Source organism: Thiohalocapsa halophila (assembly GCF_016583825.1).
Classification (GTDB): Bacteria; Pseudomonadota; Gammaproteobacteria; order Chromatiales; family Chromatiaceae; genus Thiohalocapsa; species Thiohalocapsa halophila.
In genome coordinates this window covers 45,384-68,173 of record NZ_NRRV01000021.1, presented here as the reverse complement: position 1 = coordinate 68,173, position 22,790 = coordinate 45,384, and the positions used below count along the sequence as shown (strand labels likewise).

18 protein-coding genes are annotated in these 22,790 nt (G+C 65.9%); 8 read left to right on the top strand and 10 right to left on the bottom strand.

Annotated features, from left to right (window positions below; translation table 11 throughout):
* Window positions 1–253: 253 nt before the first annotated feature.
* Together CKO31_RS10470 and CKO31_RS10465 are read right to left on the bottom strand one after the other, a co-directional pair.
* Window positions 254–901: a DUF8737 domain-containing protein gene (locus CKO31_RS10470; protein ID WP_200236798.1), complete on the bottom strand. Its 648-nt coding sequence runs from the start codon at window positions 899–901 to the stop codon at window positions 254–256.
* Between the two features lie 93 nt (window positions 902–994).
* Complete coding sequence (locus tag CKO31_RS10465) at window positions 995–1,450, bottom strand: MarR family winged helix-turn-helix transcriptional regulator (protein ID WP_200236795.1); 456 nt, start codon at window positions 1,448–1,450, stop codon at window positions 995–997.
* A gap of 208 nt (window positions 1,451–1,658) precedes the next feature.
* On the opposite strand from CKO31_RS10465, the gene fabI reads away from it, so the two are divergent.
* Genes fabI through CKO31_RS10450 form a run of 3 tightly spaced genes read left to right on the top strand, consistent with a single transcriptional unit; the run spans window position 1,659 to window position 5,206 of the window.
* Window positions 1,659–2,432, top strand: a complete 774-nt coding sequence (gene fabI / locus CKO31_RS10460) for an enoyl-ACP reductase FabI (protein WP_200236792.1) — start codon at window positions 1,659–1,661, stop codon at window positions 2,430–2,432.
* Window positions 2,433–2,492: 60 nt separating this feature from the next.
* Entirely contained in the window at window positions 2,493–3,275 is a 783-nt protein-coding gene (locus CKO31_RS10455; protein ID WP_200236790.1) for a 3-hydroxybutyrate dehydrogenase, read from the top strand.
* An 11-nt stretch (window positions 3,276–3,286) separates the two neighbouring features.
* Entirely contained in the window at window positions 3,287–5,206 is a 1,920-nt protein-coding gene (locus CKO31_RS10450) for an acyl CoA:acetate/3-ketoacid CoA transferase (protein ID WP_207147991.1), read from the top strand.
* 620 nt (window positions 5,207–5,826) lie between these two features.
* Here the strand turns inward: CKO31_RS10450 and pstB are convergent.
* The 4 genes from pstB to CKO31_RS10430 form a co-directional block, all read right to left on the bottom strand.
* On the bottom strand, window positions 5,827–6,672 hold the full coding sequence (gene pstB / locus CKO31_RS10445; RefSeq protein WP_200236788.1) for a phosphate ABC transporter ATP-binding protein PstB: 846 nt from the start codon (window positions 6,670–6,672) through the stop codon (window positions 5,827–5,829).
* A 138-nt stretch (window positions 6,673–6,810) separates the two neighbouring features.
* Window positions 6,811–8,448, bottom strand: coding sequence for a phosphate ABC transporter permease PstA (gene pstA / locus CKO31_RS10440; protein ID WP_200236786.1), 1,638 nt, complete (start codon window positions 8,446–8,448; stop codon window positions 6,811–6,813).
* Window positions 8,449–8,463: 15 nt separating this feature from the next.
* Window positions 8,464–9,729, bottom strand: a complete 1,266-nt coding sequence (pstC, locus tag CKO31_RS10435; protein ID WP_200236783.1) for a phosphate ABC transporter permease subunit PstC — start codon at window positions 9,727–9,729, stop codon at window positions 8,464–8,466.
* A 72-nt stretch (window positions 9,730–9,801) separates the two neighbouring features.
* The gene (locus tag CKO31_RS10430) at window positions 9,802–10,881 is read right to left on the bottom strand and encodes a PstS family phosphate ABC transporter substrate-binding protein (protein WP_200236781.1); all 1,080 of its coding nucleotides are present in this window, start codon (window positions 10,879–10,881) and stop codon (window positions 9,802–9,804) included.
* A 398-nt stretch (window positions 10,882–11,279) separates the two neighbouring features.
* Between CKO31_RS10430 and pstS the strand changes: the two genes are divergently transcribed.
* The 5 genes from pstS to CKO31_RS10405 all read left to right on the top strand — a co-directional run bounded on the left by pstS (window position 11,280) and on the right by CKO31_RS10405 (window position 18,731).
* Complete coding sequence (gene pstS, locus CKO31_RS10425) at window positions 11,280–12,413, top strand: phosphate ABC transporter substrate-binding protein PstS (protein ID WP_242475285.1); 1,134 nt, start codon at window positions 11,280–11,282, stop codon at window positions 12,411–12,413.
* A gap of 234 nt (window positions 12,414–12,647) precedes the next feature.
* Window positions 12,648–14,054, top strand: coding sequence for a bifunctional enoyl-CoA hydratase/phosphate acetyltransferase (locus tag CKO31_RS10420; RefSeq protein WP_200236779.1), 1,407 nt, complete (start codon window positions 12,648–12,650; stop codon window positions 14,052–14,054).
* An 11-nt stretch (window positions 14,055–14,065) separates the two neighbouring features.
* Window positions 14,066–15,313, top strand: a complete 1,248-nt coding sequence (locus tag CKO31_RS10415) for an acetate/propionate family kinase (protein WP_200236777.1) — start codon at window positions 14,066–14,068, stop codon at window positions 15,311–15,313.
* Window positions 15,314–15,385: 72 nt separating this feature from the next.
* Window positions 15,386–17,770 (top strand): DUF3141 domain-containing protein, encoded by a 2,385-nt coding sequence (locus CKO31_RS10410; protein ID WP_200236776.1) that lies wholly within the window; start codon window positions 15,386–15,388, stop codon window positions 17,768–17,770.
* A 4-nt stretch (window positions 17,771–17,774) separates the two neighbouring features.
* Window positions 17,775–18,731: an alpha/beta hydrolase gene (locus CKO31_RS10405; protein ID WP_200236775.1), complete on the top strand. Its 957-nt coding sequence runs from the start codon at window positions 17,775–17,777 to the stop codon at window positions 18,729–18,731.
* A gap of 97 nt (window positions 18,732–18,828) precedes the next feature.
* Here the strand turns inward: CKO31_RS10405 and CKO31_RS10400 are convergent, their stop codons facing one another.
* From CKO31_RS10400 to CKO31_RS10385, 4 genes are all read right to left on the bottom strand, one after another.
* A complete protein-coding gene (locus CKO31_RS10400; RefSeq protein ID WP_200236773.1) occupies window positions 18,829–19,083 on the bottom strand; it encodes a hypothetical protein in 255 nt (84 codons plus the stop codon).
* Window positions 19,084–19,142: 59 nt separating this feature from the next.
* Window positions 19,143–19,343, bottom strand: a complete 201-nt coding sequence (locus tag CKO31_RS10395) for a hypothetical protein (RefSeq protein ID WP_200236771.1) — start codon at window positions 19,341–19,343, stop codon at window positions 19,143–19,145.
* A 130-nt stretch (window positions 19,344–19,473) separates the two neighbouring features.
* Window positions 19,474–19,812, bottom strand: coding sequence for a hypothetical protein (locus CKO31_RS10390; protein WP_242475284.1), 339 nt, complete (start codon window positions 19,810–19,812; stop codon window positions 19,474–19,476).
* 429 nt (window positions 19,813–20,241) lie between these two features.
* Window positions 20,242–22,728, bottom strand: a complete 2,487-nt coding sequence (locus tag CKO31_RS10385; RefSeq protein WP_200236768.1) for a glycogen/starch/alpha-glucan phosphorylase — start codon at window positions 22,726–22,728, stop codon at window positions 20,242–20,244.
* Window positions 22,729–22,790 lie beyond the last annotated feature (62 nt).

Below are 22,790 nucleotides of genomic sequence, written 5' to 3'. Positions count from 1 at the left end.
GAAGACTGGGGCGCTCACCGGCACCGGCGATCCCGTGCGACAGCCGCCGAGCGCCGGCGCGATCCCGATTCACAGCGCTGTGGGAGGCCCACGAAGACGCGCGCCGGCGTCGCTAAAATAAGGATCTAGCGTTAAGAGAATGTGACACGATTGCAGGACTGCATGATGCGTGCGCGGCCAGTTGCCGAGACCTAGATTCTGCGGTGGAGCGCAGGCAGCGGTAATCCCTCCGCTGCGTCGGAGAGGCTGTGTACTAAGGCGTAGTGCGAGAGATGCTGCGGCGCAGCTGCAAGGCAATGATCAGGTGGCTGATTGCCAGGATCGGCACGCCGAACAGCGGAATCAATGCGAGCGGGAAGGACCCCATGGGGTCAGTCGGTATAGCCCCGCCTAGCCAAGCGGAGCGCAGCGCGAGCCCAATCCCAACGGCGATCACGAAGTCGCCGATGCCGAGCCAGTTCCACCGCGCAATGGCCCGATCCGATACCGGAGCGCCCCGCGCCAGCGAGAAGCTGAGCCAGAGTGCCCAGACGGCCGCGACGGCATCGCCGAGGCCAGCCGGGTAGGCGAAGGCGGCCGGGAGAATGTCGTAGAAGGATAGAAAGACGAAGCCGAGCCCAACGGTGCGCATCACGTGCAAGCCGATCAACAGGCGCCGATCGAGTCCCAGCGCCCAGCCTTGCAGTGCCGGTGACATGCGGTAGAGCAATGCGAACAGGGCCACGGGCCCGAAGATCAGCAGCGGAAACCCCCACACCGACACGGCACTCGCATCCGCCAGCACGCCCGAGAGCGACAGCGCGAGGGCTAGGCCCAGCCAAAGCGATAGGACGGCCGCCAGCAGCGCATCGCTGCGGGCGAGACGGGGGGAGGTGACATAGGTCAGGGACAAAATGCTCATGAGCGGTCTCCAAAAAAGTGTAGATGCACGTATCGGCTCTGGCTTGGCGGCACGGGTTGCCGAAGGGAAAACACCGCCGAAGCGGCGATGGGCTCAGACGTCCTTGGCCAACGCGGTCAGATCCCTGAGGTCGTCGAGCAAGCGCCGGCTGCGGTCCGCCCCGAGGCCATGGACGAGCCGGCCATGCGCCTGCTCCCAAAGGCGCTGCGCAGCGGTCAAGGTTGCCAGACCTGCCTCGGTCAGAACGACGTGTCGCTCCCGTCGGTCGGCGCCGGCCTGCAGCACCAGCAATGCTTGGGTCTCCAGCGGTCGCAGATTTCGTGTCAGCGTTGTGCGATCCATACCTAGGGCCTCGGCCAGCGACTGCATACCCGGGCGTTCGAGCAGAAAGACAGCGTTCAGCAATGCGAACTGGGTGCCCTTGATGCCCGCCGGTGCCAAAGCTGCGTCGTAATACTGCGCCATTGCTCTGGCGCTGCGGCGCACCGCAAAGCCGAGACAGCCCTGCGCCGCCGCCAACGCCGTCTGCATGTCCGGTCGCTTGCTCACGTTAAGAGTGTATATGCACTCTTTTGTCCAAGCAAGCGAGGAAAGGGTCTGCCATGCCTACTGCCAGATGTAGAAGAGCGCGGCGATGCGGGAGAGAAGCGGCCTTTTTCGATCCGCTGCTGAGGGTTCCCCAGCTAGAGCTACGGTCACGCTAGGTTCATTTTCGGCGCCTATACTGCCGGTCCACGCCAATGTGCCGGGGACGACAATGCAAACGCCATATCTTCCGCTCGCCGGGCTGCGCGGCCTCATCCTGGGCGTGGCCAACGAGCACAGCATCGCCTGGGGCTGCGCTCGGGAAGCCCATCGGCAGGGCGCGCAGCTGGCCTTCTCCTATCTGAACGACAAGGCGAAGCAGTACGTCGCTCCACTGGCCGAGCAGGTGGATGCGTCCCTGTTCCCCTGCGACGTCACGGTGCCCGGCGCCTTGGAGCGCTTCGTGGAACAGGGCGTCGCGAGTCTGGGCGGACTCGACTTCGCCGTGCATGCAATCGCCTGGGCGCCCGCCGACGACCTGCATGGCCGTGTCACGGACAGCAGTCGCGACGGCTTCAATCAGGCGATGGCCATTTCCTGCCACACCTTCGCCGAGCTCGGCAGGCTCTGCGAGCCGCACATGGTGCAGGGCGGGACCCTGGTGACCATGACCTACCACGGCGCCAATGTGGCGATCCCGCATTACGGCATCATGGGCCCGGTCAAGGCCGCGCTCGAGGGCATGGTGCGCTACATGGCGCTGGAGCTTGGCCCGAAGAAGATCTGTGTCCATGCCGTCTCGCCGGGGCCGATCATGACCCGTGCCGCGTCGGGGATCGCGGGCTTCGACGAGCTGCTGAGCACGGCCCAAGCGCGCGCGCCGCTGCAGCGCCTGGTCACGCAAGAAGAAGTGGGCGCCCTCACGGCCTTTTTGGTCGGTGCCGGTGGCTCGGGGATGACCGGGCAGACGCTCTTCGTGGACGGCGGCATGCACGCCGTCGGCTGACGGCTCGGGCGCCGATTCCGGGCGCCTATCCATCGCTTTCGAAATCCGGAGGTCGCATCCATGCGCGTGAGAGACCAGGTAGCCATTGTGACGGGCGCCGCCAGCGGAATCGGCCGCGGCATCGCGCTCGCCTTCGCCCGGGAGGGCGCGAGAGTCGCCATCGCCGACCTGAATCTGGACGGGGCGGAGGCGGTCGCCGGCGAGATCCGCGATGCCGGCGGCCGAGCCATCGGCGTCGCCATGGATGTCACCGACGATGCGGCGGTGGACGCCGGCGTCGAGCGCGTCGCAAGCGAGCTTGGGGGCGTCCACGTGCTGGTGAGCAACGCCGGTGTGCAGATGATCGGCGCCGTCCACGAGCTTCCGTTCGAGACCTGGCAGAAGATGCTCGCGATCCATCTCGACGGTGCCTTCCTGACCACGCGCGCCTGCCTGCAGCGGATGTACGCCCAAAACGCGGGCGGCTCGATCATCTACATGGGCTCGGTGCACTCCAAAGTGGCGAGCCAGCTCAAGGCGCCCTATGTGACGGCCAAGCACGGCCTGCTCGGCTTGTGTCGGGTGGTGGCCAAGGAGGGGGCTGCGCACGGGGTGCGGGCAAACGTCGTCTGTCCGGGGTTCGTCAGGACGCCCCTGGTCGACAAGCAGATCCCGGAGCAAGCCGAGGAGCTCGGTATCAGCGAAGCGGAGGTGGTCAAGAACGTCATGCTGAAAGACACGGTCGACGGTGAGTTCACAACCGTGGAGGACGTGGCGGAGGCGACCCTGTTCCTCGCCGCGCACCCGAGCAACGCCTTTACCGGGCAGTCGCTCATCGTCAGCCACGGCTGGTGCATGGAATAGAGAGGCGCATCATGACCAATAAGCTCGTTTCCGCCGAAGAGGCCGTGCGGCTGGTCCACGACGGCGACACCCTGGTGTTCTCGGGCTTCGGTGTCGTCGGGGTGCCCGACGCGCTCGGCGTTGCCCTGGAGAAGCGCTTCCTCGAGACCGGCACGCCGCGAGAGCTCACGCTGTTCTTCGGCGGCGGTCCCGGCGACGGTCAGGACCAAGGCGCCAATCGCCTTGCGCACGAGGGGCTGATCAAGCGCGCCATCGGCGGCCATTGGGGGCTGGTGCCAAAGATCGGCGAGCTTGCCCTTGCCGACAAGATCGAGGCCTACAACCTGCCGCTGGGCGTAATCTCGCATCTGTACCGCGAGATCGCCGCGGGCAAACCGGGTTGTGTGTCTCCGGTTGGGCTGGGCACCTTCGTCGATCCGCGGCTGGAAGGGGGCAAGGTCAATACCTGCTCCGAAGAGGACCTGGTGGAGATCATCACGCTGGGCGGGCGGGAGATGTTGTTCTTCAAGGCGCCGACGCCCAACGTGGCCTTCATCCGTGCAACCACGGCCGATGGAGACGGCAACCTGACGCTCAACCGCGAGGCGCTCACCCAGGACACGCTCGCCATCGCGATGGCGACGCGGAACGCCGGCGGCCTGGTCATCGCCCAGGTGGAGTACGTCACGGAGACAGGCGCGCTGCTGCCGCGGCAGGTGCAGGTGCCGGGCATTCTCGTGGATTGCGTGGTCGTGGCGACCCCGGAGCACCACTGGCAGACCTACGGCACCCAGTATTCGCCGGCGCTCTCCGGCGAGATGCGCGTGCCGCTGGATGCGCTGCCGGCGATGGCGCTGGACGCGCGCAAGGTCATCGCCCGTCGTGCCGCCTTCGAGCTGATGCCGAATGCCGTGGTGAACCTCGGCATCGGCATGCCGGAGGGCGTGGCCAACATTGCCGCCGAAGAGCATCTTCTGCCCTATATGACCCTCACCGCCGAGCCCGGCATTATCGGCGGCGTGCCCGGCAGCGGGCTCAACTTCGGTACGTCGATCAATGCGGCCGCGCAGCTCGACATGAACCAGCAGTTCGACTTCTACGACGGCGGAGGGCTCGACCTCGCGGTCCTCGGTCTGGCCGAGTGCGACGCCCGGGGCAACATCAATGTCAGCCGTTTCGGCGGCAAGCTCGCCGGTGCCGGCGGATTCATCAATATCACCCAGAACAGCCGGATCGTCATCTTCGTCGGCACCTTCATGGCGGGCGGCCTGAAAGTCAAGGTCGGCGACGGTAAGCTGGAGATTCTGAGCGAAGGCAAATACCGCAAGTTCGTCGACACGATCGACCAAGTGACCTTCAGCGGCGAATACGCGGCGCAGCAGGGCAAACGTGTGCTCTATGTCACCGAGCGCTGCGTCCTGGCGCTCACGCCGGAGGGCTTGGCGCTCACCGAAGTGGCACCCGGCATCGACATCGAGCGGGACATCCTGCCCTACATGGCGTTTCGGCCCATCATCGAGCATCCGCAGACCATGGACCCGCGGATCTTCAGCCCCGAGCCGATGGGCTTGAAAGACTCGCTGCTGGCGATCTCCCTCCTTGATCGAATCTCTTACGACGCCGAGCGCAATCTGCTCTTCCTCAATTTCCAGGGTCTGAAGCTCCGCACGCCGAAAGACGCCCAAGACATCCAGGACGCGGTGGAGCGCCGGTGCAAGGAGATCGGCAAGCAGGTCGACGTCATCGTCAACTACGACGGATTCGAGGTCAGCGAGCCCGCCTTGGATGCGTACGCCCGCGTGGTGGAGTACATGGTCACGCACTACTACGGCAAGATCACCCGCTACACCACCAGTGCATTCCTGCGCGACAAGCTGGGCACGGCAATTCAGGACCGCGGCCTGGCGCCGCACATCTTTGAGACGCGCACAGAAGCCGAGACGGCGCTTTAAGCCGAAGCATCGGCGCCGACGCCATTGCCCCGTGCGCCCTCCGCTATGCTCGTATCTGAGTATCTGTGAATCGGCCAGCAAAGACGCGCAGGTTTGATGCCGCCAAGGGCAGCGCAGCGTGTCAGCCATTTGGTGACGCACCCCCAGCAGCGGCTGGCGGCGACCAGGATTATTCGCCGTCGCCTGCCATGCGCGCTTGCCCGCGTCAACGTCGAGCTTCTCGCACTGCGCCGCGAACTGGAAGCTCTCAGCGAGAGAACAGGGCAGATCCGAGCGCCAGTGACCCTACTACAGGGTCTTCGCGACGGGCTCGTGCCGGCGGCGAATTCGAGGTACCTCTTGCGGCAAGGCTGGCAGGCAGCAAGCAAGCACGGCTCGTTTTGGTGGAACAGGGGCCCATTTCCTGCACATGCTGTTCGCCGAGCTGGTCGGGGGAGCCTTACGAGACTTGCTTGCCGACGCGGCGCATCCAGTCAACGGCGCTCATACCATGGGTGGGGCGGCGCTAGGACGACCCCTACCCAACATGAGGTGGGCGGCTAGCGATGAACTTCGATCCAGATCAGAGGTTATAGAGCGTTCCTCGATTTGCGCCGCTCGTGAATTATCGGCTGGAAGCATCAACCGAAGCGTCCGGCGATGTACTCTTCGGTCTGCTCTTGCTGAGGGTTCAGGAACAGCTGGGTATTGCGCGCGAACTCGATCTGCTCTCCTTCGTACAGGAAAAGCGTGTAGTCGGACACCCGTGCCGCCTGCTGCATGTTGTGGGTGACGATGATGACGGTGTAGTGGCCACGGAGCTCTTCCAGCAGGGCCTCAATGCGGGCCGTGGATTGCGGGTCGAGGCTGGATGTCGGTTCATCCAGTAGGACCATTTGCGGCTCGATCGCGAGTGCGCGGGCGATGCACAGACGCTGCTGCTGGCCGCCGGAGAGGCTCATGGCGTTCGCGTGCAGCCGGGTCTGGACCTCTTCCCAGAGGGCGGATTCCTTCAGCGTGCGCTCGACGATGGTGTCCAGCTCGTCGCGGTCGCGCTTGCCGTGCAGACGCGGACCATAGGCCACGTTGTCATAGATGCTCTTCGGGAAGGGGTTTGGCTTCTGAAACACCATGCCGATGCGTCGGCGCAGCCAGATGACGTCCATGCGATTCCCGTAGACCTCTTCGCCGTTGAGCCGCATGCGGCCGCTAACGCGGGCGCCGGGGATCAGGTCCGTCATCCGGTTGATGGCGTTGAGCAGCGTGCTCTTGCCGCAGCCGCTCGGGCCGATGATGGCCGTGATCTGCCGCCGCGGCATGCCGAGTCTTAGACGATGCACCGCTGGAAAGTCACCGTAGAACACCGAGAAGTCATCCAGCTCCAGGATGGCGTCGCCGTCGTCGGTGCCATCGGGCGTTGGGCGGTTCTTGACAAGGGATTGGAACTGGGAGGAGATGGCGTCGCGTCGCTCCGATCGGGTGACCATCGTGGGTCTCCTCGGCTTCGGCTGTGAAGCCAGTCGATGAATGTGCTCGCGTGAGGCTTGTTGGGGCGGGGCGATTGCCGCCCGGGCCGCTGGAAAGTTGGTGCTCGGGGATAGGGGGCGAAGCCGGCATCACTCGGGTTACCACTTGCGCTCCGAGCGGGCACGGATCAGCACCGCGAGCCCGTTCAGGGTGAACAGCACCAACAGCAGCACCAGGATGGCGAGGGCCGCGCGCTCCTGGAACGCCCGCAGCGACATGGACCACCAGGAGAAGATCTGCGCCGGCATCACGGTCGTCGGGTCCAGCGGTGTCGTCGGCCCCTCGGGTACAAAGGACACCAGCCCGACGATCAGCAGTGGCGCCGTCTCCCCCATGGCCTGGGCGATGCCGATGATGCTGCCGGTCATGATCCCGGAGATGGACAGCGGCAGCACATGGTGCTGCACCACCTGCCAACGGCTCGCGCCCATCGCATAGCCTGCGTAGCGGATGGAGTCCGGCACGGCTCTCAGCGCCGCGCGGGAGGCGATGATGACTACCGGCAGCGTCATCAGCACCAGCACGGCCGTGCCCACCATGACCGATGACCTCGGCATGCCGAAAAAGTTGATGAAGGCGGCGAGCCCAAGCACGCCGAAGAGGATGGAGGGGATCGCTGCGAGATTGTTGATGTTCACCTCGATGGTCTGGGTGAGTAGGTTGTCCGGCGCGTACTCCTCCAGGTAGATCGAGGTCAGCACGCCCAGCGGCAGCACCACCAGGAACACCAAGCCCACGACATAGACCGAGCCGATGATGGCCGCTCGCATGCCGGCGGCCTCGGGGATCTTCGAGTCTCCGCGCAGGAAGAATTCGTCGTTGAAGCGGAGCTCGATGCGACCCGCGGCGTGCAGACGCTCGATACGCTCCGCCGTCTCTCGGCTGATGGGCGCCCGGTCCGGTTTTGCATAGTTCCCGGGACGCATGTAGTCATAGCCCTTCAGGTACTGGTCCACGTCCGCGTCCGCGAGGACCCAACGGCGGAGGGTCTTGCCGTCGGGGCCGAAGGCGGCGTGATCGAAGCCCATGCGCACCTGGCCCGCGCGCTCCAGCAGTGCGGCCGTTTCGTGCAGGCTCTCGGGCAGCCTGCCTTGACCGCGCATGAACCGCTGTAGCTTCGGTGAGCCGACGAGCCACATTGCCACCGAACCGGAGGCGCTTGTCGCTCCCTCGGGCGTAGCCGGGGACTCGATCAGCCGCGTGCGGATCTGATCGAGCCCCCGCTCGCCGACCAGTGTCAACAGCTGCTTGCGCGGGATGGTCGTCGGCTCGAAGTCGCGCTCCCAGGGGGGCATGTCCGCCTGCGTGATGCTGAGCGGCTGGACTGCCGTCCGGGGAGCCTTGGCCGCTGCGTCGAGCTGTACCGGCACGCGGATCTCTGCGATCTCGGCCTCTTGCGCGATACTACGCTTGGCGGCACGGCTCACCAGGTCGCGCACGGGCTCCGGAAACGCGACGCCGATGTCGTCCAGGATGTCGGGCTCGAAGCGCACCTCGGTCAGGATCTCTGCCTGCTGTAGCGCGGGCCAGCCCTTCATGACCAAATCCGACAGGAAGAACAGTAGGAAGGCGCTCGCCAAGAATACAGCGCCGACTGCATAGGCGCGAAACCGCTGGTCCCGCCGCCGGCGCCGGCGCAGCCTGGTGAGCTCGGCCTCGCGCTCGTGCGCCCAAGCGGCGCCGGCGAGGTCGCGCCGCGGGTCATCACGGGCCGACTGCTGGCGTCTTGTTGCCATCACGGGTTGCTCCGGTCAGTCAGCCGCATAACGCATCCGGTAGCGCCGGATCACAATGGCCGAAGCCACGTTCAGCAGCAAGGTCATGATCAGGAGCGTGAGTCCGAGGCCGAATGCCGACAGCGTCTGGGGGTTGTCGTAAGCCTGATCGCCGGTGAGGTTGTCGACGATGTGCACAGTCACCGTCGTCATGGTCTCAAGCGGATTCGCCGTCAGGTTGGCCGTGAGTCCGGCGGCCATCACGACGATCATGGTCTCGCCGATGGCGACCGACACCGCGAGCAGGAAAGCCGAGACAATCCCGGGGAAGGCCGCGGGCAGCACGATCTGCATGATCGTCTCCCGGCTGGTCGCCCCCATCGCGTAGGAGGCCCGGCGCAGGGTCTGTGGCACCGCGCTCATGACGTCATCGCAGAGCGACGACATGAACGGGATGATCATCACGCCCATGATCAGCCCCGGTGCCAGGGCGTTCTGATAGCTCGCATCGAGCCCGAGCGCCGCTGCCGCGCGGACGATCAGCGGCGCGACGGTGATGGCCGCGAAGAAGCCGTACACCACCGTCGGGATGCCGGCCAGCACCTCGATGAGCGGCTTGCCGAGCTTGCGCACGGCGCCGGCTGAATACTCGGATAGGTAGATTGCCGATAGCACGCCGACGGGCACGGCCACCAGCATTGCGATGCCCGTGATCATGAAGGTGCCGGCGAACAGTGGCACCGCGCCGAAGCTGGCTCCTGTGCCCTGCTCGGCACCCCGACCGGCGGACGCGAGAAAGGCCCCGCCAGGCGACCAATCGGTGCCGAACAGGAAATTCGTCACCGTCACGGCGGGATGGCCAAAGAAGCGAATGGACTCGAATAGCACCGACAAGAGAATGCCGACGGTGGTGAAGATGGACACCAGGGCCGCCGCCAGCAAGATGGCGTAGATCACCCGCTCCACCAGCACTCGCGCATTGAGCCGCGCGCGCACAAGGCCCAGCGCCGGCAGCATCAGTGCGAGCGGCAGTACCACCCAGGCAACCGCGATCCAGCGGCCCGGCACCCGCACGACGTCAGCGAGCTCAAGTGCGGCCGCCGCCAGGCTCAGCACCAGCACCGGCACAAACATCCATACCAGTACATACCAGCCGTAGTAATCTGGCGTCGAGCGCAGCTCCTCGCCCGAAGCGGTGATGGCGTCGGTCCGGCGTAACGTGAAGTGATATGCGAGACGTCCGAGCGCCATTGCGAGCGCTGCGGTGACCAGCACGAGCAGCGTGGGATTGATGTCCTGCATGGTGGCAGCTCCACCGGGCTGCGACCCGGGCGGCGGCCATCGTCGGGTCGCCGCCCGGGACCTTCCTGTGCCTTAGTTGCGGGCCATCGGCTCGCCGTCCTGTCTGGACTCGGCGTATGCCTTGAGCGTGCTCAGGCGGCCGTCCTGCAGCGCCAGCGGGACGAGGCTTAGCACCCGCTCGCGGGAGGCAGCGCGCAGGTCTTGCGGCAGCGGCACGAGACCAATGGCCTTGAGGGCCCCGTCCGGGCCGATCATGGCCTCGCTCATGAAGAGCTGCACGTATTCCATCAGCCCCGGCACTTCGCCGACGTGGTTGTTCTTCACGTAGAAGTAGAGGCTGCGCGACAGCGGATACTCACCGGAGGAGATGGTCGCCGGGCGCGGTGCGACGCCGCCGATCTTCGCCCCTTGAATCTGGTCGCGGTTCTCGTCCAGAAAGCTAAAGCCGAACACGCCGAAGGCCGCCTTGTCCTTGGCGAGCTTCTGCACGATCAGATTGTCGTTCTCACCGGAGTCGATCCAGGCCCCGTCCTGGCGGATCTGCGTGTAGGGCTCGGCATAGCCTGCCATGTCTTCGGTCGCCGCTTCCATCGCCAGCTCCTCGAACGCATCGCGAGTGCCGGACGTGGTCGGCGGGCCATAGATCTTGATCTCCCGCGCCGGCAGACGCGCAGCGATCTGGTCCCACTGCGTATAGGGGTTGTCCACGAGACCGTCCCCGCCGTCAGGATTCGGCACCTTTGCCGCCACCGCGAGGGTAAGCTCCTCGAGCGACAGGTCCACCGGCTCGTTATCGACATTCTGTGCGAGCGCAATGCCGTCGTAACCGATCACCGCCTCGGTGATCTTCTCTACGCCGTTCTCCTGGGCGCGCTTGAGCTCGCTCACCTTCATCTTGCGTGAGGAGTTGGTCAGGTCCGGCGTATCCGGGCCGACGCCGGCGCCGAAGAGTTTGTGCCCACCACCGGAGCCGGTGGACTCCACCACCGGCGTCTGGAAGCGGGTAGTCTCCCCGAACTCCTCGGCCACATAGCTGGAGAAGGGGTAGACGGTGCTCGAGCCGACGATGCGGATCTGGTCCGCCGCGATGGCCGGACCACTGGCGACGACGGCCGCCAGCATGGCGAACAGCAGGGGGTTGAAGCGGGACATGGACTGCTCCTGCGGAGATGGGTTGAAAGGCAACCCCCGTCCAGCAACGACGAGGCCAATCCCGACGGGCAGTCCTGGCTGCCGCCTTGCGCACAAATGGCCTGAGTGCGCTCCGTGCGGTATCCCCCAAGGTCTGCTGCTTTGGGGAAAATCCACCGACGCTGGGTCAAATGCCCAACCACCCCCGAAGATGAATACCGAAGCGACTGAATGCGGGAACCAAAGCTGGCAACGGCAAGCTGATCCGTTGCACGCAGACATCTGTCGAGGTTGTAACGCATTACGGGCTTCGAGCAAGGCGCGGGCACCGATCCACAAATGGCGCAGCGGTGTGAATGGGGCCCTTTCGGCTGAGGGCGGCCGGCGCCTAAGCAAACGGACCGAGAACGGCCCTTGGGATGTCGGTCTCCAGTAGTCATTCGGTCGTCATGCAGCGCTGCTACGCTGCGGATGCTCGCCGCACCCAGGATTCCTTCGTCTCACCGGAGTTCACCGTCATGCGTCCTTTACTCAGTTCGGCCGTTGTCTGCGCCCTTGCCCTTGCGCTCGCGCAAAGCATGCCCCTTCACGCCCGGGATCTGCGCATCACCGGTGCCGGTGCCAGCTTTCCGTTCCCCGTGTACTCCGCCTGGTTCCGTCACTACAATCGCGAAACGCCGGGCGTGCGTATCGACTACCAGTCCGTGGGTAGTGGTGCCGGCGTACGCAATCTGATCAACCGCACCGTGGACTTCGCGGCCAGCGATGCGGCGATGACCGATGAGGAGATCGATCAGGTCGACGGCGGCGTGGTTATTCTGCCGATGACGGCCGGGGAGATCGTCCTTGCCTACAACCTCCGCGGCGTCGATGAACTGCGACTGCCGCGAGCCGTCTACCCGCTGATCTTCGCCGGCGAGATCACGCGCTGGAACGACCCGAAGATCCTCGAGGCGAATCCGGACATCGATCTCCCCAATCGGCAGATCACGGTTGTACGCCGTTCCGACAGCTCGGGGACCACCTTTGTGTTCACCCAGCATCTGTCCGCGATCAACGAGCGCTTTCGGGAGGAGATCGGTACGGGCACCAGCGTGGCGTGGCCAGGCAAGTCGAACTTTGTCGGGGCGCCCCGCAACGATGGTGTCGCGGCACTGGTCAGCAACACTCCCGGTGCCATCGGCTATATGGAGTACTTCTTCGCCAGCCGGAGCAATACACCGGTCGCGATGTTGGAGAACGCCGCCGGCAACTTCGTCGTGCCGGATGAAGAGTCCGGACAGGCTGCCTTGGCGAGCGCGGATTTTTCCACCGATGACCTGCGAATTTGGGTGACGGACCCGTCCGATCCTGGCGCGTATCCGATCACCACGCTCACCTGGATGCTCTTCTACCGCGAGCACGGCAACGATGCCATCGCTGAGGCCCTGCGCGACTTCGTTACCTGGGCAGTCGGCGAGGAGGGACAAGCCATGGCCGCGGACCTGAGCTTCGTGCCGCTGCCTGAGGTCCTTGTGGAGCGTGTGCTGGCGCAGGTGCCGGATATTCAATGACCCAGGGCAGGATACGCGGCACCGACCGTTCCGGGTAAGTGTATCCGGGTTGCCGCGTGAAGTGCCTGGTCATCCACAATGCCCAGACGCTACGGCAATTGGCTAGGTATGCGGCCGTCACAAAACGGTCAGCAATGATTCACGCACCCGCAACGCCGGTGACCTAGCCTGTTGTGCAATGCAACAAGTGCCGTGACCGCGAGGCGGTGACGGTGCACGCTGAGACCGAGTGCCATGGGCGATATCCTCGAGAACCGCACGTACGACGAGATCCAGCCCGGCCAGAGCGCCGAGCTGCAGCGTACCCTGACCCGCGACGACCTGGCGCTCTTCAGCAAGGTCTCGGGTGACTTGAATCCCATTCACATGGACGCGGCCTATGCCCGCGCCCAGGGGGCCAAGGGCGTCGTTGGCCACAGCCTTTGGGCGACGGGGCTGATCTCCAGCCTGCTGGCGAATGTCCTGCCGGGTCCGGGCACCGTCTACCGCAACCAAGACGCGGAGTTCCATCGCCAGGTACAGCTCGGCGACACGCTCACCGCCAAGGTGAAGGTGGTGGAGAAGCGCCCGGACAGCCTGGTGGAGCTGTCTTGCTCCGTGGTCAACCAAGCGGGCGAGCCGGTGATGACCGGCCGCGCCGTGGTCCTCGCCCCCACCGAGAAGCAGCGCATCGAGGTGGCGGAGCTCGCCGAGGTCTCGGTGCGCCACCACGACAGCTTCGCGGCCCTGTTCGACAAGGTCCGCGCGCTGGAGCCCATCCCCACCGCGGTGGTGCATCCGGTGGACCAGGTCTCACTGGAAGGCGCCATGGAGGCGGCGGAGGCCACCTTCATCGCGCCGACGCTGGTCGGCCCCGAGCAGCGCATCCGCGCCGTGGCCGAGGAGCACGGCATCGACATCGCAGGCGCCGACATCGTCGACGTCGAGCACAGCCATGCGGCCGCCGCCCACGCCGTCGAGCTGATCCGCGCGGGCACCGCCGAGATCCTGATGAAGGGCAGCCTGCACACGGACGAGGTGCTGGGCGCGGTGCTCAACAGAGCCACCGGCATCCGCACCGAGCGGCGCATCAGCCATATCTTCGTCATGGACGTGCCGACCTATCCCAAGCTGCTGCTGGTGTCGGATGCCGCCGTGAACATCGCGCCGGACCTGGATGCCAAGCGCGACATCTGCCAAAACGCCATCGATCTGGCCCGCACCGTCGGCGTGGAGCGACCGAAGGTGGCCATCCTCTCCGCCGTCGAGACCGTTCGGCCCAAGATCCAGTCGACCTTGGATGCCGCTGCGCTCTGCAAAATGGCCGACCGCGGCCAGATCCGAGACGGCCTCTTGGATGGGCCGCTGGCGATGGACAACGCCATCAACCTGGAAGCGGCGCGGATCAAGAAGATCGACTCCGACGTTGCCGGGGTGGCCGACGTGCTGATCGCGCCGGATCTCGAGGCCGGGAATATCCTCGCCAAGCAGCTGATCTTCCTGGCCAATGCGGAAGCCGCCGGCATCGTCCTCGGTGCCCGGGTGCCGATCATTCTGACCTCCCGCGCCGACAGCGTGCGCACCCGCCGGGCCTCGGCGGCCACGGCGGTGCTGCATGCGCACGCCGTGCGCCAGGGCCTGCACGACAAGCCTCTGCATTGAGGGGGCTGGCCATGAGCGCTGCCTCGAACGCGTTGATTCTGACCCTCAACGCCGGATCATCGAGTATCAAGTTCGCCGTCTATCGCGTCGACGACGCCGACTCCCAAGCTGCCGGCGGCGACGAGCCGGCGTTGCTCGCCAAGGGGCAAGTGGAGGGCATCGGCACCCGGCCGCACTTTATTGCCAAGGGCACCGGCGGGCAAGTCCTGTCCGAGAGCTGGTGGCAACCCGTCACGGATGGGGCCGGAGCCGAGACCGGCCATGGGAGCGCCTTCCAGCAGATCTGGAGCTGGCTCGAGGACTTCGCCGACGGCGGGCGGATCATGGCCGTGGGTCACCGCGTTGCCCACGGCGGCGAAGCCTATGCCAGGCCCGTGCGGATCACCCCGGAGATCACCCGCGAGCTGGCCGGCCTGATCCCGCTGGTGCCCCTGCACCAGCCGAACAACCTCGCGGCCATTCAGGCCGTGGCTGCGGACCATCCGGAGCTGCCGCAGGTGGCCTGCTTCGACACCGGCTTTCACCGTGGCCGTCCCAAGGTGACCGAGCAGCTGGGCCTGCCGCGGGCGTTGCTGGAGCGGGGGGTCAAGCGCTACGGCTTCCACGGGCTTTCTTACGAGTACATTGTCGAGAAGCTCCGTGAGATCGCCCCCGAAGTTGCCGCCGGGCGCGTCGTCGTCGCGCACCTGGGCAGCGGCTGCAGCATGACCGCCATCCGCGACGGGCAGAGCATCGACACCACCATGGGCTTCTCGGCGCTCGATGGCATCCCCATGGGCACCCGCCCCGGCCTGCTGGACCCCGGCGTGCTCCTGTTCCTGATGCGCGAGGACGGCCTCGGCGTCGAGGCATTGGAGCAGCTGCTGTACAAACAATCCGGCCTGCTGGGTCTCTCCGGCGTGAGCAACGATCTGCGCGCCCTGCACCAGAGCGACGACCCCGGCGCCGCCGAGGCCATCGACTACTTCGTCTACCGCATCGGCCAGACCCTGGGCGCGCTCACCGCCTCCCTCGGCGGCCTGGACGCGCTGGTGTTCACCGCCGGCGTCGGCGAGAACGACGCCGACATCCGTGCCCGGGTCTGCGCCGATGCCGCTTGGCTCGGCATCGAGATCGACGCCGACGCCAACAGCGGCGGCGGCTTCGGCGACGGTGCGCGCATCAGTCCGGCGGACCGCCGCCCGGAGGTCTGGGTCATCCCCACCGACGAGGAGCGGATGATCGCGCGGCACACACTGCGGGTGGTGCGCGGCGACTGAGCGCCCGCGACGGGCAAGGCTCGCCGACTTTCAACAGCTCCCGGGCAACAGCATTCAACGAGGCAGCCGATCATGCTCGACTTCACCAAGCTCCTGTCCCAATCGCTGTCGCCGTTCACCGATGGCGGCGGCACGTCGCAGGCCTTCGAGCAGTGGACCAAGTCCCTGGACGGCCACGACGACGAATATGTCCAGTATGGGCGCGACCTGGGCTTTATTGCGCACGCCCACGGCAAGCAGGCGATGGACACGGCCCAGCGCCATGCCCAGTCGAACCTGGAGGCCTGGCAGCAGGTCATGGGCGCCATGGCGACACCGATGCTGGCCCAACACTGGTGGCAGTACGTCGTCGACGGCGCCCAGCGCGCGGTGCTCTATGCCGATGCGATGCGCGAGCGCGGGAATCACTTCGTCGAGCACGAGGAGGGCAGCCACAAGACCGTGCTCAGCTGGGAGCACGAGATGGTCGTCGACGGCAAAACCCTGTCGCGCCCGGTAAACTACTCCCTGGTGCGCATCGTGCCGCCGGCGGGTGTGACGGTGCGCGAGGACGGCCGCCCCTACATCATCATCGATCCCCGTGCCGGTCACGGCTCGGGCATCGGCGGCTTCAAGCATGCAAGCGAGGTGGGCGCCGCGATCCACGGCGGCCATCCCACCTACTTCGTCACCTTCACCCGCATGCCCATGCCGGGCCAGACGCTGGCGGACGTGACGGCCGCCGAGGCCGACTTCGTGCGCGAGGTGCGCCGGCGTCATCCGAGCGCGCCCAAGCCCGTGATCATCGGTAACTGCCAGGGTGGTTGGGCGTCCATGCTGCTCGCCGCCACCAACCCGGATATCACCGGTCCGGTGGTGGCCAACGGCGCGCCGCTGTCCTACTGGGCCGGGCAGAAGGGCAAGAACCCGATGCGCTACCTGGGCGGCCTCGTCGGCGGCGTCAGCAGCGTGCACCTGCTCGGCGATCTGGGCAACGGCATGTTCGACGGCTCCAACCTGGTATTCAATTTCGAGCGCCTGAGCCCGAGCAATACCTGGTGGGAGAAGTACTACACCCTCTGGGACAAGATCGACACCGAGGTGCCGCGCTTCGTCGGCTTCGAGCGTTGGTGGGGCAGCTTCTATTACATGACCACCGACGAGATTGCCTGGATCGTCGAGAACCTGTTCGTCGGCAACCGCCTCGGCCGCGGCAAGGCCCACCTCAACGAGCGCACCCACGTGGACCTGCGCGAGGTCAACTCGCCCATCATCGTCTTCGCCTCCCACGGCGACAACATCACCCCGCCGCAGCAGGCGCTCGGCTGGGTGGCGGACCACTACACCGACGTGGCCGAGATCAAGGCGCGCGGGCAGCGTATCCTCTACACGCTGCACCCGAGCGTCGGCCATCTCGGGATCTTCGTCTCCTCGTCGGTGGCGAAGAAGGAGCACGGGGAAATCGTCTCCACGCTCAAGGCCATCGAGGCACTGGCACCGGGCCTGTACGAGATGGTCATCACCGAGGAGCAGGGCCAAGGCGTGGACAAGACCTTCAAGGTCGCCTTCGCCGAGCGCAGCATCGAGCAGATGATGGAGCAGTGCGGCGGCGACGACTCCGATAGACCCTTCGCCACCGTCGCGCGCTTCTCGGAATTCGGCGCCGAGCTCTATGACCTGAGCGTCCGCCCGGTCCTCAAGGCCATGACCAATCAGGCCTCCGCAGAGTTCATGGCCAACACCAGCCCCATGCGCGCGCAGCGCTGGCTCCAGAGCGACCGCAATCCGGCCATGCAGCCGGTGAAGGGCCTCGCCGAGCAGGTGCGCGCCAACCGCCAGGCGGCGCCGGCGGACAACCCCTTCCGCCAGTGGGAGCGCTTCAACGCGCAGCTGATCACGCAGTGGTGGGATGGTGTACGCGACATGCAGAACGCGATGATCGAGTGGAACTTCCACCTGCTCTGGGCAGCGCCGCCGGTGCAGGCCCTCGGCGAGCGCCTCAGCAGGACCGTCGCCAAGTCCGAGCCGCGGGAGGACCTGCGCACCCTCACCGAGGTGCAGGACGCGCTGGACCGGATCGATCTCGGCGACTTCGCCGACGGCGTCATCCGCATGCTAATCTTCCTGGCGAATTCCCGTAAGGAGGTCCGCCGCTCGCGGCTGGAGCGCTCCAACCAGATGCTGCTCTCCACCGAGCCCTTCGCCAGCATGAAGCCCAAGCATCGCACGCGGATGATCCACAAGGAGTCCCTCATCGTCGGCTACGAGCCGGAGGCGGCGATGGCGGCACTGCCGAAGCTGCTGCGCACCGACGACGAGCGCCGGCAGGGGCTTGCGCTGTGCGAGCAGATCGCCGGTCCGCGCGAGGAGATGAGCCGTGAGACCATCGACATGATGAACCGCCTGGCGTTGACCCTCGGCCAGGAGCCGGTGGCGATCCCGCCCGACGAGCCCGGCAGCGTCCTGCGGATTGCCTGATCGGATGCACGACGAGCGCGACGCCGCCCTCCCGAAGCCGCTGCGCGATTGGCTCGAGCAGACCCGCGCAGCCAAGGCGGTTGCGTATGCCAAGGGGTATCGGCGCACGGTGATCAATGCGCGGGAGACCTTCGACGCGCTGATCCGCACCTTTGTCACCGAGCGCCCCGAGCTGGGGCTGGTGCGTGACGACGTCATCCCGGCTCCGGACTATCCGGTGCCGGTGCGCATCTACCATCCCGCACCCGAGGAAGCCCGGCCCGTGGCGCTGTTTCTGCATGGCGGGGGCCATGTCGCCGGCAGTGTGTACGTGTACGACTCCCTGGTACGCCGGCTGGCACTGGCGACGGGTTGGATCATTGTCGCGGTGGAGTATCGACTGGCCCCGGAGTGCCCCTACCCGGCGGCGCTGAAGGACAGTCTCGCCTGTGCCAAGCGCGTCTTTCGCTGCCTCACCGGCCAGGGCTTGCCCCATGAGCCACGCCTCGGACTCATCGGCGACAGCGGCGGCGGTGCACTCTGCGCCACCGTCTCGCACCTGGCCCAGCACGACCCGGGTCTCGATATCGAGGCCCAGGTGCTCATCTATCCGAGCCTCGATTACACCCTGTCACAGCCCTCGGTGGTCGCGAACGGCGAGGGCTATTTGCTGGAGCGCGAGCGCATCCTGTGGCTGTTCGATTGCTATCTGCAAGGCGAGGAGAATCGCCGCTCGGTCTCACCGCTGTTCATGGACATCACCGAGCAACTGCCGCGGACGCTGGTGATCACCGCCGAGCTCGATCCACTGCGCGATGAGGGGGCCGCCTATGTCGAGCGCCTGAAGGCGGCGGGCCTAACCGCGGAGTACCGCTTGATGCCCGGCATGGTGCACGCCTATCTGAACCTGGCCGACCTGGTCCCCGATGCCTGCTCGCAGACCTATGCGTTGCTGGATCGATTTCTGAACGACGGCGCGTGACGCGAGGGCAGGGGAGCGGACACAAGCCTCCGTCCCTGGAGGATTGGCTCCCCGCGAACGCCGTGATGCAGCCCGCCGGGCGCCGGTGTTGCCGGGCTCAACGGCCGGCGACGGAGCGCGGCGTATCGGCCCTGTGGGCGACGGTCGCAATGTCGTCGTACAGGGCGAGCGCGCAGCGGTGCATGGTCTCGATGTCGCGGTCGCGCCCCAGCGCCCCGACGGCGTTGGAGAGGCTCGCGAGTGTCTCCGTCAGAAAGGCATTGTCGTCGGCGTTGAGTGGATCGGCGTCGCCGACCTGCTCCAGGAGGCGCAGCATCCGCGGCAGCCGGTAGTGGATGAACGCAGCGGTCAAATCCTGCGCTGTCTGCTCGGTCAGTGTCTCGCACACCCTGTCTGGCGGCTGGTGGTCTGTCATTCCCATGGGAATTGCAGCCAGTCTTCCAGCTCGTCGAGGGCGGCGCCGGCTGCGTCGCCGGCGGGATAGATCGGTTGCATGCTCAGGGGCTCCACGAGCCGGAAAAGGGCCGTGCCGGCCTCGGCCTCGGGCTGAACAAGCCGCAAGCCGATCCGGTGGGCCAGGCTGTTGACTTCGTGCTCTCGAACCGCGGTCATGGCGACATCTCCGCATTCCGCTTGACTGTTGCCTTGGCACCATACCAGCGGCGTGTGTCAAGCCCGTGTCCCCGGGGAGAAGATCCCGTGAAGGCGGTCAAAGCAGCGCGCGCGGCGCATCGCCCTTGCGTCAGCTGCCGGGGTCGCCGTAGAAGACGTAGTTGGTTGCGTAGTCGCTGATCTCGAAGTAGACCTTGCGCTCGTCGCCGTCCTTGTTGCCGTTCAGGTTCGTGTCGAGCACGCCGTAGCCGAAGCGGTAGGGGCGGTCGCCGCCGCCCTGGGTGGCGCTGGCGGTGGTGAGCTTGTCGATCTCGATGAAGCGCCGCACCAGCTTGTCGCCCGCATAGATCTCCAGCACGCCGTTGGCGCCCGTCCAGTTCTGGAAGGAGCGCCCGATCTTGTTCTGGGTTTCTTGGGTGCAGGCGGGGAGGAGGCTTATGGCCGAGAGTATGAGTATATGCGGAAGCATGTGTTGCATCAGTGGGTACCTCTTGTCTCCAGGGGATGAGTACGGAGTACGGAGTACGAAGTACGGGGGCGCCGGCGGGCGGCTCAGCTGGAAGCCGGGTCGACCGGCGCTGGTGTGCCTTGAAGTACAGAGTACGTGGGCGCCGGATGTTCCATTTCACGCGTGCTGTACAGGCGGTGTCATCCTGTAGTCTGCTGAGCTTGGGCCTCACCTGGGCAGTACCCTCGAGTACATTCGCCGGCTGTCATCTTGCACGGAGCCCGACCTTCCGTGTGCGACAACCCTTAAGGCATACCCCGTACTCCGTACTCCGTACTTCTTCATTGACAGCGCGCCCGCCGAGCGGATGCAAACAGCCACGGTTGCCCAGCGCGGCCCCGTACTTCGTACTCCGTACTTCGTACGCCGTACTCCGTACTCCGTCCCTCGTCACGCTTCTATCGGCACCGGCGCCACGCCCCAGATCCGCTCCGCATAATCCTGGATCGACCGATCCGACGAGAACTTGCCCATGCGGGCGGTGTTCAGGATGGACATGCGGTCCCAATGGTGGGGTGCGCGGTAGGCGCGGTCCACCTGGCGCTGGCAGTCCACGTAGGCCTGGAAGTCCGCCAGCACCAAGAAGGGGTCCGAGTGGATCAGGTTGTCCGTGAGCGGGCGGAAGAGCTCGGTGTCGCCGTGGCTGAACAGGCCCGAGGCGATGAGGTCCACGGCGGATTTGAGCTGCTCGTTGCCGTGGTAGACCTCCCAGGGCCGGTAGCCCTCGGCCTGGCGCTGGTGGACCTCGGGGGCCGTCAGCCCGAAGAGGAAGAAATTGTCGTGGCCTACCTCGTCGCGGATCTCGACATTGGCGCCGTCGAGGGTACCGATGGTGAGCGCCCCGTTCATGGAGAATTTCATATTGCCGGTGCCGGAGGCCTCCTTGCCGGCCATGGAGATCTGCTCGGACAGGTCCGCCGCCGGGTATAGGCGCTGGCCGTTCTTGACGTTGAAGTCCGGCATGAAGACGACGCGCAGCATGCCGCTCACCTGGGGATCGTTGTTGATCACCTCGCCGACGGCGTTCACCAGCTTGATAATGAGCTTGGCCATGAAGTAGCCGGGTGCCGCCTTGCCGCCGAAGATGAAGGTGCGCGGCGTCAGCTCGACGTTCGGATTCTGCTTGATCTGCTCGTAGAGCCAGACGATGTGCAGCAGGCTCAGGTGCTGGCGCTTGTACTCGTGGATGCGCTTGGCCTGGACGTCGAACAGGGTCTGCGGGTCCGGCGTGAAGCCGGTGCGCTCGCCGAGCCAGTTGGCGAGGTCCTGCTTGGCGGCGGTCTTGACCTGGCGCCACTGCGCTTGCAGACCGTGGTCCTCGGCCTGCTCTTCCAGCTGCTTGAGGCACGCGAGGTCGCGCAGCCAGCGGTCGTCGCCGCAGGCCTCGGTGATGAGCCGCGCCAGCCGCGGGTTGCTGACGGCGATGAAGCGCCGCGGGGTGACGCCGTTGGTGACATTGTGGAACTTCTCCGGCCACATCTCATAGAAATCGTGCATGACCGTGGATTTGAGCAGATCCGTGTGCAGGGCGGCGACGCCGTTGACGGCCTTGCTGCCGACGGCGGCTAGGTGGGCCATCCGTATCCGCCGGCCGAAGCTCTCGTCGATGATGGACATCCGGGCGACCCGCGCCTCGTCGGCGAAGAAATGGACCCGCACTTCGTCCAGGAAGCGGCGGTTGATCTCGTAGATGATCTGCAGGTGCCGAGGCAGCAGCCGCTCGAAGAGGTGCACGGACCAGGTCTCCAGCGCCTCCGGCAGCAGGGTGTGATTGGTGAAATGGCAGGCGTTGCGCGTGATCTCCCAGGCCCGAGTCCAGTCCATCAGGTACTCGTCCATCAGCAGGCGCATCAGCTCGGCGACGGCCAGGGACGGGTGGGTGTCGTTCAGCTGCACCGCGAACTTCTCGTGGAAGTGCGCGAGGGTGCCGGCGTTGTTCAGCTCCAGGCGGATCATGTCCTGCAATGAGCAGGACACGAAGAAATACTGTTGCTTCAGGCGCAGCGCCTTGCCGGCCTCGGGCTCGTCGTTGGGGTAGAGCACCTTGGAGATGGTCTCCGCCTCCATCTTGGCGTGCACGGCGCCGTAGTAGTCGCCGACGTTGAAGGCCTGGAAGTCGAAGGACTCCGGTGCTTCGGACTTCCACAGCCGCAGCAGATTCACGTTGCCGACGCCGTAGCCCATGATGGGCGTGTCGTAGGCCATGCCGTTCACCACCATGCTCGGCAGCCAGCGCATGCGAAGCGCCCCGTGCTCGTCGGTGTATTGCTCGGTATGGCCGCCGAAGCCCACCGGAAACGACAGCTTGGGCCTTGGGATCTCCCAGGGGTTGCCGCTCTTGAGCCAGGTGTCCCCGCGCTCGGACTGCCAGCCGTCGACGATGACCTGGTCGAAGATGCCGAACTCGTAGCGGATGCCGTAGCCGATGGCCGGGATCTGCAGCGTGGCCAGGGAGTCCATGTAACAGGCGGCGAGCCGGCCCAGGCCGCCGTTGCCGAGCCCGGGCTCCTCCTCGGCCTCGACGATGGCCTCGAAATCCAGTTCCAGCTCTTCGCCCGCCGCGCGGGCGGTGTCGGTGATGCCGAGGTTGACCAGGTTGTTGAGCAGATGCGGCCCGAGCAGGAACTCCGCCGACAGATAGCAGACGGTGCGGGCGTTGGTGTCCTTGTAGGTCTGGGCGGACTTGATCCAGCGGGCCAGCATGCGGTCGCGTACCGTGTAGGCGGCGGCCATATAGAGGTCGTTGGTGGTGGCGACCTCCAGGAAGCGCCCGCGCAGGTAGAACAGGTTGTCGAGATAGGCCCGCTTCAGGGCGTCCTTGTCGAGGCCGGTGCGGGTGCGCTGCTGTTCGGCCGTCGGCTTGGCGGTGTCGTTCATTGCGGTTTCCCCCTCGCGCCGGCGCTGACCGGCGCTTGCCTGATGATATCCGGGTGGTGAGC

Coding starts and splice junctions, on each gene's coding strand:
- CKO31_RS10430 (WP_200236781.1), bottom strand. CDS start 10,881: ATGTCCCGCTTCAACCCCCTGCTGTTCGCCATGCTGGCGGCCGTCGTC.
- CKO31_RS10410 (WP_200236776.1), top strand. CDS start 15,386: ATGCTCGACTTCACCAAGCTCCTGTCCCAATCGCTGTCGCCGTTCACC.
- CKO31_RS10455 (WP_200236790.1), top strand. CDS start 2,493: ATGCGCGTGAGAGACCAGGTAGCCATTGTGACGGGCGCCGCCAGCGGA.
- pstA (WP_200236786.1), bottom strand. CDS start 8,448: ATGGCAACAAGACGCCAGCAGTCGGCCCGTGATGACCCGCGGCGCGAC.
- CKO31_RS10415 (WP_200236777.1), top strand. CDS start 14,066: ATGAGCGCTGCCTCGAACGCGTTGATTCTGACCCTCAACGCCGGATCA.
- pstC (WP_200236783.1), bottom strand. CDS start 9,729: ATGCAGGACATCAATCCCACGCTGCTCGTGCTGGTCACCGCAGCGCTC.
- CKO31_RS10390 (WP_242475284.1), bottom strand. CDS start 19,812: ATGCTTCCGCATATACTCATACTCTCGGCCATAAGCCTCCTCCCCGCC.
- CKO31_RS10470 (WP_200236798.1), bottom strand. CDS start 901: ATGAGCATTTTGTCCCTGACCTATGTCACCTCCCCCCGTCTCGCCCGC.
- pstS (WP_242475285.1), top strand. CDS start 11,280: ATGTCGGTCTCCAGTAGTCATTCGGTCGTCATGCAGCGCTGCTACGCT.
- CKO31_RS10395 (WP_200236771.1), bottom strand. CDS start 19,343: ATGACCGCGGTTCGAGAGCACGAAGTCAACAGCCTGGCCCACCGGATC.
- CKO31_RS10420 (WP_200236779.1), top strand. CDS start 12,648: ATGGGCGATATCCTCGAGAACCGCACGTACGACGAGATCCAGCCCGGC.
- fabI (WP_200236792.1), top strand. CDS start 1,659: ATGCAAACGCCATATCTTCCGCTCGCCGGGCTGCGCGGCCTCATCCTG.
- CKO31_RS10405 (WP_200236775.1), top strand. CDS start 17,775: ATGCACGACGAGCGCGACGCCGCCCTCCCGAAGCCGCTGCGCGATTGG.
- pstB (WP_200236788.1), bottom strand. CDS start 6,672: ATGGTCACCCGATCGGAGCGACGCGACGCCATCTCCTCCCAGTTCCAA.
- CKO31_RS10450 (WP_207147991.1), top strand. CDS start 3,287: ATGACCAATAAGCTCGTTTCCGCCGAAGAGGCCGTGCGGCTGGTCCAC.
- CKO31_RS10385 (WP_200236768.1), bottom strand. CDS start 22,728: ATGAACGACACCGCCAAGCCGACGGCCGAACAGCAGCGCACCCGCACC.